This window comes from Streptomyces sp. NPDC014734 (assembly GCF_043083325.1).
In the GTDB taxonomy this organism is placed as follows: Bacteria; Actinomycetota; Actinomycetes; order Streptomycetales; family Streptomycetaceae; genus Streptomyces.
In genome coordinates this window covers 1-15,081 of record NZ_JBIBYN010000042.1, presented here as the reverse complement: position 1 = coordinate 15,081, position 15,081 = coordinate 1, and the positions used below count along the sequence as shown (strand labels likewise).

The following is a 15,081-nucleotide window of genomic DNA, read 5'->3' as shown; positions in this document are numbered from 1 at the left end:
CCGCCGTCGCCGACGCCGTCTCTCCCCATCAGCCCTTCCCGACCCAGCCACTTCTGACGAGGTACACAGCCATGCCCCTCACCGGAGCCATGTTCATCGGCGCCGAACGACGCCAGGGCACCGGCCCGGCGGTCCGCTCGGCCGACCCCCGGACCGACGAGCCGTTGGAGCCGCCCTACGCCGCGGGCGGGGCGCGGGAGGTCGACGACGCGTGTGCACGCGCCGCGTCGGCCGCCCTGCGCTACCGTTCCGTGCCCCCCGCCGAGCGGGCCGCGTTCCTTGAGCGGATCGCCGACCGCATCGAGGAACTGGGAGACGAACTCGTCGACCGGGCCGTCGCCGAGAGCGGCCTGCCCCGGGGGCGGATCAGCGGTGAACGCGACCGCACCACCGCCCAGCTCCGTCTCTTCGCCGAGGAGGTCCGGGCCGGGGAATGGGCCGAGGTGCGTGTCGACCCCGCCCCGCCCGCCGGCCGTCGCACGGCCGGACCCGACCTGCGCCAGCGGCATCTCGCCGTCGGGCCGGTGGCGGTCTTCGGCGCGAGCAACTTCCCGCTGGCCTTCTCCGTGGCGGGCGGGGACACCGCGGCGGCCCTCGCCGCGGGCTGCCCCGTGGTGGTGAAGGGCCATCAGGCCCATCTCGGCACCTGTGAACTCGTCGGCTCCGCCGTCGCGGCGGCCGCCCGGGACCAGGGACTGCCCGAGGGGGTGTTCTCGCTCCTCTTCGGGGCCGGCAGCGATCTCGGGCAGGCCCTGGTGGCCGATCCCCGGATCCGCGCGGTCGGCTTCACCGGCTCGCAGTCCGGCGGCCTCGCCCTGATGCGCACCGCCGCGGCCCGGCCCGTACCGATCCCGGTGTACGCGGAGATGAGCAGCGTCAATCCGGTCTTCCTGCTTCCGGGGGCCCTGCGCGAGCGGGCCGGGGAGCTGGCCGAGGGGTTCACCGCGTCGCTGACCCTCGGCGCGGGACAGTTCTGCACCAACCCCGGCCTGGTGATCGCGGTGGCCGGGGCGGACCTCGACCGGTTCGTCGCATCGGCCTCGGCGGCCGTCGGCCGCAGCACCGGGCAGACGATGCTGACCTCCGGCATTCACCGGGCCTACGAGCGGGCCACGGCCGCGCTGCGGGCCGGCGAGGGGGTCCGGGAGATCGCCACGGGCCTGCCGGGCGAGGGCGAGAACACCGCGACGGTCCGGTTGCTGACCGTCGCGGCCGACGACTTCCTGAAGGACCCCGGGCTCCAGGAGGAAGCCTTCGGCGCCGCGTCGACCCTTGTCGTGTGCCGGGACGGCGGACAGCTGACCCGGGTGGCCCGCGCGCTGCGGGGGCAGCTCACCACCACCGTGCACCACGGCGAGGGGGACGGCACGACGGCGGCCGGACTCCTGCCCGTTCTGGAGGACATGGCAGGCCGGGTGCTGTTCGACGGCTGGCCCACCGGAGTGGAGGTGAGCCACGCGATGGTGCACGGCGGACCCTTCCCCGCCACGTCGGACGGGCGTACCACCTCGGTGGGGACGCTCGCGATGCGCAGATTCCTGCGCCCCGTCTGCTACCAGAACCTGCCCGCGGGACTGCTCCCGCCGGAACTCTCCGACGACAACCCCTATGGCCTGCCCCGCAGGACGGACGGCGTCAGGACCGACGGTGCCGGGGCCGACGGTACCGGGACCGATGGCGCCGGGACCGATGGCGCCGGGGCGCGGAACCCCGCCGTCCGGCCGGTGGGGCCGATGATCACGGGTGCCGGGTGAGGGCCGCCACCAGCAGGGCGGCGGCCCCGGCGACCAGCGGTTCGTCCGCCGGAGCGTCGGCGTCGCGTGCGGTGGACAGGACGGACAGCACGACGGGCGTCCCGTCCGGGGTCCAGGCGATGCCGACGTCGTTGGTGGTTCCGTAGTCGCCGGTGCCGGTCTTGTCCGCGAGCGTCCAGCTCCCGGGGAGTCCGGCGCGCAGGCGCGCGGCACCGGTGGTGTTGGCGAGCAGCCAGTCGGTCAACCGTCGGCGGTCCCCGGGAGCGAGCGCGTTCCCGAGGACCAGCTTCAGGTGGCTCCGTCCGATGGCGGCCGGGCTGGTGGTGTCCGTCGCACGCCCGGGTTCGGCGGAGTTCAGCTCGGGCTCCCACCGGTCGAGCCGCGTCACACGGTCGCCGATGGACCGGCAGAAACGGGTGATCGCCGCGGGGCCGCCGAGTTGGCGGAGCAGCAGGTTGTCGGCGGCGTTGTCGCTGTGGCCGAGGGCGGCGGCGCACAGTTCCGCGACGGTCATGCCGTTCGCGAGGTGCTCGGGCGTGCCCGTGACAGGGGCGTGGCCCGAGTCCGTGACGTCCTTCTCGGTGTACCGGATGCGCTCGGCGAGGAACTCGCCGTCCCGGTCGAGGTCCCTCAGGACCGCGGCGGTGGTGATCGTCTTGTGCGCCGAGCAGATCGGGAAGAGCTCGTCCGCGCGGTACGCCACGCTCCTGCCCGTGACCATGTTCCGCGCGAACACCCCCAGCCGGGCCCCGTGCTCCCGTTCGAGGCCGGCCAGTGACCCGGCGACCGAATCCTCGTCCGGTGACGGGCCGCCCACCGCGTGGGCGGGCCCGCCCACGGGCACGACGGCGGCCAGTGCCGTCCCGGCCCCGAGGGCCAGGAACGCCCGACGACCTGGGCACTTCTCGAAGGTCTCCACGGGAGCATCCTCCTCCGCCCGGCGAACGCCCTGCCGGAGTTCGGGAGGGATTCCTCGTGGGCGGGGCGTACCGGAGTTGTCCGGGCGCGGACGCGGGGAACGTGACGAGGCCCTTCCCCGACGGGGGAAGGGCCTCGTGAGCGAGCGCCGGGCAGGCCTTGCACCTGCATTTCCCCGCAGGAAGCGGGGCGTCTTTCCTTGGACCACCAACGCATCGTCAGCCACCGTGTGTTGCGGCGAACTGCCAAGATCAACTGTAGCGCATACGGGCGGCCGACCCGACCATCCTTCCGCGTGTCGAACAAAGGACCGGGCGCGAGACCGGCGGGCCACGGGGCCCGCACCACCACCTTCGCCACACCGGACATGCCCGATACAGACATCAAAAAGTACAATTCGACCATGGATGGCAGGCTGGCGCTGCTCCGCACCGTGGAAGCGGACGCCTCCGAGGGGGAGGTGCTGCGGCTTGCCCTGCAACACGCGGTGAGCGCGCTGAACGGACTCGGCGGCGCCGTGCACCTGTGCGGTCCCATGGGCGCGCTGCGTCTCGTGTCGACGACAGGACTGCCCGCGGCACTCGTCCGCGCCTGGGAGATCGTCGACCACGAGAGCTCGATGGCCCCGGCCGTCACCGTGCGCCGGGACGCCGCCGTGTGGGCACCGCACGACGGCGGCGCCGCGCGGCACACGACCGCGGTCCCCTGGCCCGGCGAGGGCGAGGCCGCCGTGCCGCTGTCCGGCGGACAGCGGCCGATCGGCGCGCTGACGGTCGTCACCGGTGCCGCCGGGGAGCCCGGGGAGGAGCAGTGGGAATTCCTGGCGGCGGTGGCCGACTGGGCGCAGCGGCGAATGGCTCTCGCGCCGCCGCGGCCCCGCCCCGACGCCGGGGAGCCGAGCGCCGGCCGGTTGCGCCAGGCGCTGGACGCCTCCCAGGTGGGCACCTGGGAGTGGAACATCCACACTGATGAGCTGACCTGGGACGATGCGGCCATGTCCGTCTACGGGACGCGGCCGGAGGAGTTCGTTCCGCGCGTCGAGAGCTGGCTGCGGGTCGTTCACCCCGACGACCTGCCGTGGACGCTCGCCGCCGTGGACAGGGCCGTCCGCGACCGCGGCGTGTTCGAGGCCGAATACCGGGTCCGGCGGCCCGGGGGCGGCTACGGCTGGACGCGTGCCCGTGGCAGGGTGCTCATCGACGACAACGGTGATCCCTGCCGGATGGTCGGAACGGCGTGGGACACCCATGAGACCCGCGAGGCCCATGACGCGCTCAGCCGCGCCCTTCGCCACATGAGTGACGGGTTCCTCTCCGTCGGTGACGACTGGCGGATCGCCTTCGTCAACCTGAAGGCGGAGAACATGCTGGGCTCCTCCAAGGAGGAGTTGTACGGCCGGGTGCTGTGGACGCTGCCGACGGTGCGGCAGATCGCCGGTATGGAAGCCCGGTGCCGTGAGGCCGCCGCCTCCTCCTCGCCGACGAGCTTCGACGTGTGGATGCCCGGCACCGAGCGGTGCTACCACCTGAGGGTGGTGCCCGTGCCGGACGGCGTCACCCTGTACTTCACGGACGTCACCGAAAAGCGTCGGCACGAGACGGACCGGCGGGCCGCCGAACACACCGCGTCCGAGCGCTCCGCCCGGATCGCGGAACTCACCGCGGCGCTCGCGACCGCGACGACCTCCCGCGACGTGGTGAGCGCGGTCGCCCAGCGGGTACTGCCTCCCTTCGGAGCCTCGGGGCTGCTGGTCCAGACCGTGGAGGGCGACCGGGTGCACAACGTGGGAGCGGTCGGATACCCCCGCGCCTTCCTCGACTGGATCAAAAGCCGCCCGGAGGACACCCGGAGCCCCATCAGGGACGCCATCTCGACGGCGCAACCGCTGTTCATCTCCTCGCCCCCGGAGTTCAACGCGCGCTACCCCGGCGCGCTCGACCATCCCGCGTCCCCGGGCAAGCAGGCCTGGGCGTTCCTGCCACTGACCGCCTCCGGGCGCAGCTTCGGCGTGTGCGTGCTCGCGTTCGACGGGCCGCGCCGACTGGACGACGAGGAGCGCACCCTGCTGAACACGATCAGCGCCCTGGTCGCCCACGCCCTGGAACGCGCGCGGCTCTACGACGCCGAGCACACCCGCTCCCAGGAGCTCCAGCGCGCGCTGCTCCCCCAACGGCTCCCGGACCTGTCGGCATGCACCACCGCCGCCCGCTACCTTCCGGCCGCACAGGGCATGGACGTCGGTGGCGACTGGTACGACGTGATCCCGCTGTCCGCCTGCCGTGTCGCGCTCGTGGTCGGCGACGTGATGGGGCACGGCCTCTCCGAGGCGGTCACCATGGGACGGCTGCGCACCGCCCTGCGCACGCTGGCCGCCCTGGAGCTTCCCCCCGACGAGATCATGACCCACCTCAACGACATCGTCGGCGACCTCGGGGACAACTCGTACACCACCTGTCTGTACGCGGTCTACGACTCCACCAGCGGCATGTGTTCCCTCACCAGCGCCGGTCATCCGCCGCCCGCGTTGGTCCACCCGGACGGCACCGTCCACTTCCCGGAACTGACCACCAACCCTCCCCTGGGCGCGGCGGAACCGCCCTTCGAGACGGTCGAGGTGTCGGTGCCGCCGGAAAGTCTCCTCGTGCTCTACACCGACGGGCTCGTCGAATCGTCCGGACACGAGATCGACCGGGGCATGGCCGATTTGGCGAGGTTGCTTCAGGCCCGGTGCGACGGGGACGTCGGCCAGGTCTGCGACGACGTCGTCGCGGGACTGACCCGCGGACGAACCGTCGGCGACGACATCGCCCTTCTCGTCGCGCGGATGCACACCCTCACGGCGGACCGGATCGCCTCCTGGCCGCTGCCGGAGGATCCCCGTGCGGCGGGCCGGGCCCGCAGACACGTCCGGGACCAGTTGGGGGCGTGGGGACTGGAGGAGCTCTCGGCCACCACGGAGCTGCTCGCCAGCGAACTGGTCGGCAACGTCGTGCGCCACGGGAGGGGGCCGATGCACCTGCGGCTGCTGCGGGATTCCGACCTGGTCTGCGAGGTCTCCGACGGCAGCCTGACGATGCCGCGGATCCGCCATGCGGCGGAGACGGACGAGGGCGGCCGGGGGCTGCAACTCGTCGCCACGCTCTCCCAACGATGGGGCACGCGCTACACCCCGGTCGGCAAGTGCATCTGGACCGCGCAGTCGCTGCCCGGCGCCTCGGCTCCCGCCCTTCCCGTCTTCGACGTGGACGCGATCGCGCCGCTGTGAGCACGCGGCCCCCGGCAGGCGCCCGGAGCGGGGTTCAGGGGCTCGGGGTGTCGGCCTCCGGCCTCGGGGACCTCCGGCCTCGGGCCACCTGTTTGGGACGGGTGGCGGGCCCGCGAGCCGTCCGGCGCGGTCGGCGACCGGACGGCTCGCGGCGGCCTGCGTGGCAGAACGGTCAGGCCCAGCTGGCCATGGTCGGGGTGGGGTCCCCGGTGGCGACCGCGGTGACGACCACGGCCCCCATGGTCAGCCCGGCGAGGATTCTCGCCCTGCGGCCGAACACATCCCTGCCACCGGCGAGTTCCGGGGCCTCGGTGCGGCCGTCGTCCTGCGGTTCCCGTGCCGCGTCTTCCTGTCCGTGCTCGTGCATCGTGTACTCCCTTTCTCGGTGTTCATCGGTGGGTTCGGTGTTCTCGGTGGGTTCGGTGTTCATCGGTGAGCTCGGAGTTCATCGGTGAGTGGGTCGGTCGTGTACCGGTCCGGGCCTCAGCAGCAGGACCGAGGGCACTTCGGTGGCGAAGCCCAGCCGCAGGAGGCCGTAGCCGATCCCGGCGGTGCCGTACAGCAGGCCGGGGGTCGGCACCCCGCCCGCCGTTCCGCAGCGGGCGCCGTACTGTTCGACCGCGCCGAGCAGTCGGCTGCCTGACATCCTGCACAGGCGACGGGCCTCTTCGTACCCGGCCCGTTCCAGTTCGATGAGCGCGTCGATGACGCCCAGTTCGCCGTGGCACAGCGACTGGTCGGACAACGGTGTCCGTGCCGTGGCGTCGGTGAGGAATCGGCGCACCACCGTTTCGCCGCCGGGGCGGCCGACCGCGGCCAGGGCCGCACCCGCAAGTCCGGTGCCCCAGCTGAGGTCCCCGTCCTCGGGACACGGTGCCGCGGCCCGCCCGGTGGCCCAACGGATGCCGGCGTCTCCGTGCAGGAAGCCGCCGGTCCCGCCGTCCGGTGGGCGCTGGCAATCCAGTCGTGCGGCGAAGGACTCCACGAGTTCGCCCGCGTACCGCTCCCCCGTCTCGGCGTGCACGGCGCGCAGTGCGGCGAGCCCCCCGGCCGGGCCGAGTCCGACCCCCGCTCCGTCCTCGTCCCCGGTGGACGAGGCGAGTGAGGAGGCCAGCGCGGTCAGGGCGTCGGGTACGCAGTCCCGCAGCCGGACGTCCTCCAGCAGGGTCGCCAGCCGGGCCACCGCGTAGCAGATCCCGCCCAGTCCGAAGAAGCCGCCCGGGCCGACCTGCCGGGACAGGACGGCGTGCCGCGCGAGTCCGCGAACCAGGTCCGGCAGTGCCGCGGCGGCGTGTTCCGCCACCGAGGTGTACCGGTCGATGCCGGTGAGACGGCCCAGCTGGGCCAGGAACAGGGCGGGGCCCGGATATCCCTCGGCCAGGCCCGCCCCGGCCTGCTGCACCGCCCACTGCCGTCCGTCCAGGAGTTCCAGACCGATCCAGTTGGTCCTGTCGGCGTTCCGTACGGACGTGGCGATCAGTTCGTCGCCGATCCGGCAGGCGAGGGCCAGCAGCCGGGTGCGGTCGAGGGGCTGGGGGGTCGCCGGGCGGATCCGGTTCGCTCCGGCGGGCCGTGCGTCCCGTGTGTCCCTGGTGGCCAGCGTCGCGGCGATCAGCCATTTCTGTCTGCGCAGGTCGGCCTCGCTCATGCGGCGGATCTTGTCGAGCGCGGTGTCGAGGCCGCTTGTCGCGAGGGTCACGGGCACGGGTGTGCCGTGCGCGGTGCGCAGGACGCGCGCGTCGGTCGTACCGGTGAACAGCGGGACGTCGCCGACGATCAGGTCCGCCCTTTCGTGCGCCGCCAGTTCACGCAGGTGCGCGCGTCCGGTCTCGGTGTCCAGACCGGCGAAGGCGGCGACGCGGGTACCCGGACCGGTGAGCCGTTCGGGGTCCGTGGCCTCCTCCAGCATCGAGGCGTAGACGTGGGTGGGGCGCACCACGACCCGGGTCGGTCGCCCGGCGAACCCCGCGAGCACCCCGTCCGGGCCGGTGAGTTCACCGGCGTGGTGCAGCACGGCGCGGTAGCCGGCCTCGAAGCCGGTGTGCAGATGCTCGCCGTGGTCCAGCGGGTCGACGGGCCTGCCGTCGAGCGTCGGACGGTTCGCGGCGCCCGTGTAGGGGACCCTGCGCCTCACGACCCTCATCGTGTCGGTGCCGAGACCGGCCCAGTCCGGCACCAGCAGCGTGCCCGAACCGTCCGCGCCGGCGCCGAACGCGGAGATGTCGACACGGCCGCCCTCGGTGTCCATCATCCACGGCAGCAGCCCGGTGCGGGCCACCGAGTCGTTCAGCGCGGTGAGCGCCGGGTCGTCGCCGTGGTCGGTGCGCGGGCGCCAGGCCGGATGGAACAGGGTCTCCACATCGACCACGACGGGCTGGCCGGCACAGGCGATGACGTTCTCGCAGTGCAGGTCGACCGCGTCGATGGCGTGGCACAGCGCCAGCAGTGCGCCCTGTCGGCGGTAGAACGACTCCACCTCGGACACGGTGGCGCAGGCCCTCCCGGGAACGAACCGGGTCCACCCGTAGCCCTCGCGGGCCAGGAGCGCCACTCCGGCCGGTGCCAGCTCGGGCAGGACTCCGCGGAACCAGTCGAGCAGCGCGTTCCACTGCCGGTGCAGGTCGAGCGGCCGGGGTTTGTACACCAGCCGCTCTCCCCCCGCGAACCGGAGGACGGCGACGGCGCGTCCCCCCGCGTGCCGGTCCCCGGTCCCGAACGCGACGCCGACCAGGGGTGCCGTCCCGGCCGCGGGCTGGACCTCGACGGCCAGTGCGCGCCGGTCGGCGGCGAGCCGGTCGAGGAGTTCGGTGAGCACCGTAACGGTGTTGACGCACTCCCGGGCGAGCAGCTCGGCCAGCACCGGGTAGCGCGCGAACAGTTCGGTGAGCCGGTCACGGCGGGCGAGGCGGCCGAGAAAGTGCCGGTACCGCTCCGGGCCGGTGGCACCGGGCAGGGCGCCGGCGGTGCGGGCGGCGGCGAGTTCACCGGTCAGGACACGTCCGGAAAGTCGGGCCAGCCGCTCGGCCAGGGTGTCCGCCACATCCCGCCAGACCGCGTCCAGGTCGACCGCGTCGGCTGTCGGCCGCCGACGGACCCGTTGCCGTGCCGCGGTCATGAACGGCCGGAAGGGGTGGGCAAGTTCGTCGATCGTCCCGGCGTCGCCCGGGGGCGGCGGGTCGTCGGTGTCGGGGGCCAGGGAGAGCACCTGGGCGAGGAACGCCTCGTGCTCTCCGCCCCCTGGCTGCTCGGACGTGGTCGGGGGGACTCCACGTCGGTCCGCTCTGTTGTCCACGCCGCAAGAATGGCCACCGCCGTCCCGGCCCGGCATGGGTATTCGTCCCCCAGATTCGTACCCGGCCCGCGGTGTCGCTCCCGACGCCGCGTCGATGCGTCCTCGTACCCCGGTCCGACCAGCGGGTATGCCCCTCCCGGCGGTCGGACGGGGGCCGGGGCCGTCCCGGGTGGTGGTGCTGCGCCGGGCCGGTCCGGCACTCCGGTGCGGCACTCCGCCGGGGTGCCGGGCGCCGCGACGCCGCTCGCCGCTCCACCTCCTGTCGCTCCCCCGGCTCGTTAGACTCCCCGCATGCGAACCCGCGCCGCCACCTTCGTCGGGCGCCCTGCCGAACTGGCGGGGTTGCGTACGGTTCTCGATGACGCCCGGCGCGGCAGCGGCACTGTCGCGTTCCTGACGGGCGAGCCCGGGATCGGGAAGTCCCGGTTGCTGAGGGAGGTTCTCGGCTGCGCGGTGGACGCCGAGATGCCGGTGCTCCGCGGCCGCGGCAGCGTCACCGGACCGCCGGTGCCGTTCCGGCCGTTGACCGAGGCCCTGATGTCCGTCGCGCGCACGCTCGACCCGGACCTGGTCCGTCGACTCGGGCCCTACCGAAGGGTGTTGGGGCGCCTGGTGCCGGACTGGGAGGAACCGGGCGGCCAGTACGGTGACGCGTCGATGGTCGTGCTCGGTGAGGCGGTCCTCCGGCTGACGGCGCTGGTCGGCCGGGAGCACGGGTGCGTTCTGGCACTGGACGACCTGCACGAGGCCGACCCGGAGACCCTCGCCGTGGTGGAGTACCTCGCGGGCAATCTGGCGGGGCAGCCCGTCGCCGTGGTGGCCGCGGTGCGCACCGAGTCGCCGGGGGCGCATCTGCTGGCCGAGGAGGTGTGCCGGCGCAACGACGGCGTGATGTTCCCGCTCGCCCGGCTCGGGCAGCCGGAGGTGCACGAGTTGGTGGCGGCCTGCCTGGAGGCGGAGCCCGGGCTCATACCCGTCGAGGTCTGCGACCGGCTGCTTCACGACAGTGCCGGAAACCCCCTCATGGTCGAGGAACTGCTGCACAGCATGATCGCCACCGGTGAGCTGGTGCACGCGCGGGATGCCTGGCGGCTCACGGGTACCACCGCCGGCTCGGTTCCTCCGACACTGGTCCGGCTGATCAGTGCCCGGGCCGACCGGCTCGGTCCGGGCGGGGCGCGGCTGCTGTCCGTGGCGTCCCTGCTGGGCCGCCGTTTCCAGCTCACACTCGTGCAGCAGGTGCTCGGTCTGGACGACCAGAGCCTCCTCAACGAGGTGCAGTCGGCGGTGGAGGCGCAGTTGCTCGCACCGGACGAGGCGATACCCGGCTGGTACGCGTTCCAGCATCCGCTGGCCGTGGACGCGCTGCGCAGTGGACTCGGTCCCGGCGAGCTGGCCCGTACGGCGCGGCGGGCGGCGGAGGCGTGTTCGGTCCTCCACCCGGGGCTCCCGGACGAGTGGTGTCAGCTGGCCGCCCGGTTGCGCGAGTACGCGGACGAGCGCACGGCCGCCACCCTGCTGTACCTGGAGTGCGGTCGCCGGGCCACCGTGGCGGGCGCGCCGGGCTCCGCCGTCGCCGTCCTGGAGCACGCCAGGTCGGTGCTCGGCGATCCCGGCGGCATCGCGCGGCACCACGGTCTGCTCACCGAACTGCTGGAGGCGCTGCTTCAGGCGCTGGCCGACGACGGCAGCTTCGACCGGGCCCTGGTCGTGGCCGAGGAACTCACCGCTCAGGCGCCCGGCGACCGCACCCGGCAGATCGGCCGTCACATCCGTCTGGCCTGGGCGGCGCAGGTGGCCGGGCACTGGGCGCAGGGCGACGCCCAGGTGACGGCGGCCCGGGAGCTCCTGCCCGGCGCGGCGACCGAGGAACAGCTGTCCTCGCTGGACGCGGTGGCGGCCTATCTGGCGGTACTGAGCCCGGAGCCGGACCGGATGGACCGCTGTGCCGGGCTCGCCCGCGGCGCGGCGGAACGGGCGGAGCGCATCGGGCTGCCCCTGGTCGTCTGCCAGGCCTGGTACATCCTCGGCTTCGCCGGCCGCGAGCGTGATCTCGCCGAGTCCGACGCGTGTTTCCGCCGGGCCCTGGACTGCGCGGTGGAACACGGACTGACGGCCTGGCGCAACTACGCGCTGGTCGGTCTCGGCGGAAACGCCTGGCTGGCGCAGGCCGACGCCGCTCCACTGCGCCGGGCTCACCAGGAGTTGTTGCGGGGAGGCGCGATCACGCTCGCGCAGAACGCCGCCGCCGTCCTCGGCCTGCACAAGGTGCTGACGGGGGACTACGAGCGGGCGGAGGAGGAACTCGACGCGTGCCTGACCCGGAGCCGGGGGCTGCGGCTGGTCGGGGTGATGCACTACGTGCTGATGGCCAGGGTCGTTCTCGCCGCGCACCGCGGCCGGCGTGACCGGATGCGGGTGGCACTGGAGGAGTTCGCCCGGCACGGTGGTGACGAGTCCGGTGAGGCGCTGCTGACGCACGGGCTCGGCCGCGCCTTCTGCGCACTGCTGGAGGAGGACCGGGCCGCCGCGGAGGCCGACCTGGCCCGGGTCGCGGCCGAACAGGGGCGTCGGCAGAGCCCGTTCCATCTCGACGGCCACCACGGTCTCGGGCTGCTGCTGGACGTGCTCGCCGGACGGGCCGACGAGGAACGCCTCCGGGAGGTCGCCGTCACCGACGCCGCGGGGATGCGGTGGAACCATCACTTCGTCCTCCTGGCGGAGGCGGTTCTCGCCGGGCGGCGCGGCGACACGGCGGGCGTGGATGAGGCGATGCGCCGGGCCGGGCTGGTCTCGGAACCCTTTCTCATGGCCCGGTGCCTCGGTCTGCGGCTGGTCGCCGAGCCGGCGGCGGCCGAGGGCTGGGGCCGGCCGCGGGAGTGGTTGCGCGAGGCCGAGGAGTACTTCCACCGGGCTGAGGTGGGGCCGGTGGCCGGCGCCTGCCGGACGATGCTTCGGCGGCTCGGCGAGCCGGTGCGGCAGCGCCGGACCGGCACCGACCGCATCCCGGAGGCGCTGCGCCGACTCGGAGTGACCGCGCGGGAGTTCGAGGTGCTGGAGATGATGCCGGGCAAGCCGAGCAACAAGGTGCTGGCGGCGCGGCTGCACATCTCTCCGCGCACGGTCGAGAAACATGTGGCGAGCCTGTTGCAGAAGACGGGGCTGCCGGACCGCGGCGCCCTCTTCGACCGTGTGACGGATCTGCTGCGGTGAACACGGGGCGCCCGGACGCCCGGCGGCTCGCGGGTGCCTCCCCGTCACGGCCGGTGCGACGGGTGCGACGGGTGCGGGACATGGGTGGCAGATGGCCTCGGGCGAGGAACGCGGTGCCGAATCTGGGTCGGCGCTACCCATGTGTGCGGGGCGGCGCGATCGGATGATTCCGGTGCCGCGATGCAGCGGCGACGGACGACGCGCGAGGAGGGGGCCGCCGTGGAACTCGGCGAGACGGCACGGATCCGCCCGGCACCGGGCGGGGGAACGGGCACGGTGGTGCCCGGACGGTTGACGCACGCGGGGCCCGGCTTCCGGCTGGCACGGCACCGGGCTCCGTCCCGGCCGCACCGGACCGAGGTACTCGAACTCGCGCTGTGGGCGGCGGGAGCCGTTCCGAGCCCTCCGGCGGCGGACCGTGCCGGGCAGCGGCTCGCCGTCGGGCCCGGCTGCGGACCCCGGCCCGGCGACGACGCACTCGCCCGGGCCCTGCGTGCCGTCCGCGGCGCGCGGCAACGGCAGTTCCTCGGACGGTACGCCGAGGCCACCGCCCTTGCCGATACGGCACTGTTGTGGGCCCGTCGGGCGGGGTCCGATCCGGCGCGGGTCACCGCGTTGCGCGTCCTGGGCGTGTCGCTGTGGCAGGGTCCCGAGCCCGTGGCCGCCGTCGTTCCCCGCCTCCGGGCCCTGCTGGAGGAGCACGGCGAGGGGCGGCCGTCGGCCCGCCTGGCCCTGGTCGGCCCGCTCGCGGTGCTGTACGGGATGCGGGAGTCCTGGGCACCGGCCCGTACCGCGCTGGTCCTGGCACGTGCGGTGGCCATGGAAGTCGATCCCGGGGCCGGAGGCGTGTTGTCGTCCGTGCTGGCGGCCCGGGTCGAATCGCTGGCCGGCCGGGCCCGGGAGGCCGTGCACCTGATGGAGGAGGCGGCCGACACGGCGGACGCGCTCGGCCTCGACCGCCTGCGGGAGGCGGTGCGCTGGGCGGTCGTACGGCTGCTGACCGACGCGGGCCGGTACGAGGAGGCGGCGCGGTGGCTTCCGGGAAACGGGCCACGGGCTCCGCGGGCGGGCGACGAGCACCGGTCGACGTTGCCGGTGGGCGGGGCCGGGCCGACCGGTCTGACGGCGCGGATCGCGGCGGCCGGAGGGTGCGCCGGGGAAGCCATGGTGCTGGCGGGGCGTGCGGTGGACGAGGCGGCGGCGACCGACTCCCCGACCGTGCAGGCGCTGGCCCGGCTGGACCAGGCGGAGGTGTTCGGGCTGGCGGGCCGCCACGACGAGGCGCGCCGCGCGGTCTCCCTGGCCGGCTGCGGTTTCGCCCGCAAGGGGCACGTACCCGGCGTGAGTGACGCGGCGGCACGTCACGCCGCACTGGCTCCCGCGCGCGCACCGGGCGGCCGGTCGCCGGGCGGGATGCCACCGATCTCCGTGCCCGTCCGGGATGCCGTCGGCTGATCCGCCCCGCTTCGCCCCGCCGAGCTGTCACGTGCCTGCCCGGCGGGGCGAAGTCGTGCCGGGCCGTCGTTCCCGCCGCCCGGCGGGGACCTCGTGCCGGGAGCGGGTGGCCCGGGCGTCTCCCGGGGGATCCGCCCGCACCGGCCCCGCACATCCCTCGGTACGCACGTCTGAGAGTCCGTCGGGTGACCTTCGACCGGAAAGCGGACGCGGCACGGTGCGTGTGCGATTCCGGGGCGTCGGGAGGGCCCAAGGGCCCAGCCTTGGGGACCAGCGGAACAGCCAGTAACGCTAAGCCCGTGATCTTGGTCAGGCCGGGGCTCCGAGGGTGCTGACGCGGTTTTCGTACTCGCGGCGGGCCTTGCGCTGGGCAGGGACGGCCGGGGCGCCGTGGCTGCCGTCGAGCGGCTGGCAGCGGGCAAGGAGCCCGCGGTGCACGGCAGGGACGGCGCTGACGCGCAGGGTGTAGCCCTGGCCGCGCCGTACGGTCACCCCCTGGTCGGGCGCGGCCCGCTCGACGTCGTCCAGTGCGGAGGTGCGGAGGAAGTCGGCGACCTTGCCCGGCATGTCGAGGGTGACCGGCAGCTCCGGCGCCGGGGAGTCCTCCTCGATGGCCGTGTGGTCGGGCAGAAGGTCGGCGACGGCTGTGCGGATCGCGCCGCGGCTGACGCCGTGGTCGCGGGCAAGGACGGCAATCGAACGGCCCTCCAGGTAGGAGGCGTGGACGGTGTCGGTCTTCGCGGTGGGGACGGCCGGGCGGCGCCCACCTTCGCTGCCTTTGGCCTCGGCGGCGCGCAGTCCGTCGTAGGTCAGCTCGCGCTGGAGGTCACGCTGGAGTTCGCCGGCGGCGGCGAGGGTCTGCACCATGAACTTCACGGTGGACAGCAGCTCCCCGGTGCGCGGGTGACGGGCGGTGAGGTCCATGGCAGAGAACGCGCCGTCGTGGATGGAAAGCGCCACCTGGTCGCGGTGGAGGACATCGAGCACGTCGAGGATGTGCCCGGTACCGCGTACGAGGCGGAACATCTCGGAGATGTGCACGGTGTCGCCCGGTCGCGCGTAGGCGAGCAGTTCGCGGAACTTCGGGCTCTTAGACCGTGTCCTATGTGGTGAGTCGGGCGAGTCGTTTGTAGCAGCAGAGGGCGGCGGCGAGGCCGAGGAAGGCGAGGTAGTTGCGGGGGTGG

Annotated in this window: 8 protein-coding genes; 4 read left to right on the top strand and 4 right to left on the bottom strand. The window is 73.9% G+C overall.

The window, feature by feature from the left end:
- The first annotated feature begins 71 nt into the window (after positions 1-71).
- Positions 72-1,754, top strand: a complete 1,683-nt coding sequence (locus ACF1CT_RS36535; protein WP_391788346.1) for an aldehyde dehydrogenase (NADP(+)) — start codon at positions 72-74, stop codon at positions 1,752-1,754.
- Here ACF1CT_RS36535 and bla read toward each other — a convergent pair.
- Positions 1,738-2,673 (bottom strand): class A beta-lactamase, encoded by a 936-nt coding sequence (bla, locus tag ACF1CT_RS36530; RefSeq protein ID WP_391788345.1) that lies wholly within the window; start codon positions 2,671-2,673, stop codon positions 1,738-1,740. The two genes, ACF1CT_RS36535 and bla, sit on opposite strands and share 17 nt — an antisense overlap.
- 402 nt (positions 2,674-3,075) lie before the next feature.
- Here bla and ACF1CT_RS36525 point away from each other — a divergent pair, with 402 nt between their 5' ends.
- The gene (locus ACF1CT_RS36525; protein ID WP_391788344.1) at positions 3,076-5,937 is read left to right on the top strand and encodes a SpoIIE family protein phosphatase; all 2,862 of its coding nucleotides are present in this window, start codon (positions 3,076-3,078) and stop codon (positions 5,935-5,937) included.
- A 172-nt stretch (positions 5,938-6,109) separates the two neighbouring features.
- Here ACF1CT_RS36525 and ACF1CT_RS36520 read toward each other — a convergent pair whose 3' ends face one another.
- Positions 6,110-6,367, bottom strand: a complete 258-nt coding sequence (locus ACF1CT_RS36520) for a hypothetical protein (protein WP_391788343.1) — start codon at positions 6,365-6,367, stop codon at positions 6,110-6,112.
- 15 nt (positions 6,368-6,382) lie between these two features.
- Positions 6,383-9,229 (bottom strand): type 2 lanthipeptide synthetase LanM family protein, encoded by a 2,847-nt coding sequence (locus ACF1CT_RS36515; protein ID WP_391788342.1) that lies wholly within the window; start codon positions 9,227-9,229, stop codon positions 6,383-6,385.
- Between the two features lie 291 nt (positions 9,230-9,520).
- On the opposite strand from ACF1CT_RS36515, the gene ACF1CT_RS36510 reads away from it, so the two are divergent.
- The gene (locus ACF1CT_RS36510) at positions 9,521-12,442 is read left to right on the top strand and encodes a helix-turn-helix transcriptional regulator (protein ID WP_391788341.1); all 2,922 of its coding nucleotides are present in this window, start codon (positions 9,521-9,523) and stop codon (positions 12,440-12,442) included.
- 180 nt (positions 12,443-12,622) lie between these two features.
- A complete protein-coding gene (locus ACF1CT_RS36505; RefSeq protein ID WP_391788340.1) occupies positions 12,623-13,897 on the top strand; it encodes a hypothetical protein in 1,275 nt (424 codons plus the stop codon).
- A gap of 309 nt (positions 13,898-14,206) precedes the next feature.
- Here the strand turns inward: ACF1CT_RS36505 and ACF1CT_RS36500 are convergent, their stop codons facing one another.
- A complete protein-coding gene (locus ACF1CT_RS36500) occupies positions 14,207-14,938 on the bottom strand; it encodes a hypothetical protein (protein WP_391788375.1) in 732 nt (243 codons plus the stop codon).
- Between the last annotated feature and the right edge of the window lie 143 nt (positions 14,939-15,081).

What these genes read in the sequence shown, in the direction of transcription:
- ACF1CT_RS36535 (WP_391788346.1), top strand. Translation starts at nt 72, where the DNA reads ATGCCCCTCACCGGAGCCATGTTCATCGGCGCCGAACGACGCCAGGGC.
- ACF1CT_RS36525 (WP_391788344.1), top strand. Translation starts at nt 3,076, where the DNA reads ATGGATGGCAGGCTGGCGCTGCTCCGCACCGTGGAAGCGGACGCCTCC.
- ACF1CT_RS36520 (WP_391788343.1), bottom strand. Translation starts at nt 6,367, where the DNA reads ATGAACACCGAACCCACCGAGAACACCGAACCCACCGATGAACACCGA.
- ACF1CT_RS36510 (WP_391788341.1), top strand. Translation starts at nt 9,521, where the DNA reads ATGCGAACCCGCGCCGCCACCTTCGTCGGGCGCCCTGCCGAACTGGCG.
- ACF1CT_RS36505 (WP_391788340.1), top strand. Translation starts at nt 12,623, where the DNA reads ATGCAGCGGCGACGGACGACGCGCGAGGAGGGGGCCGCCGTGGAACTC.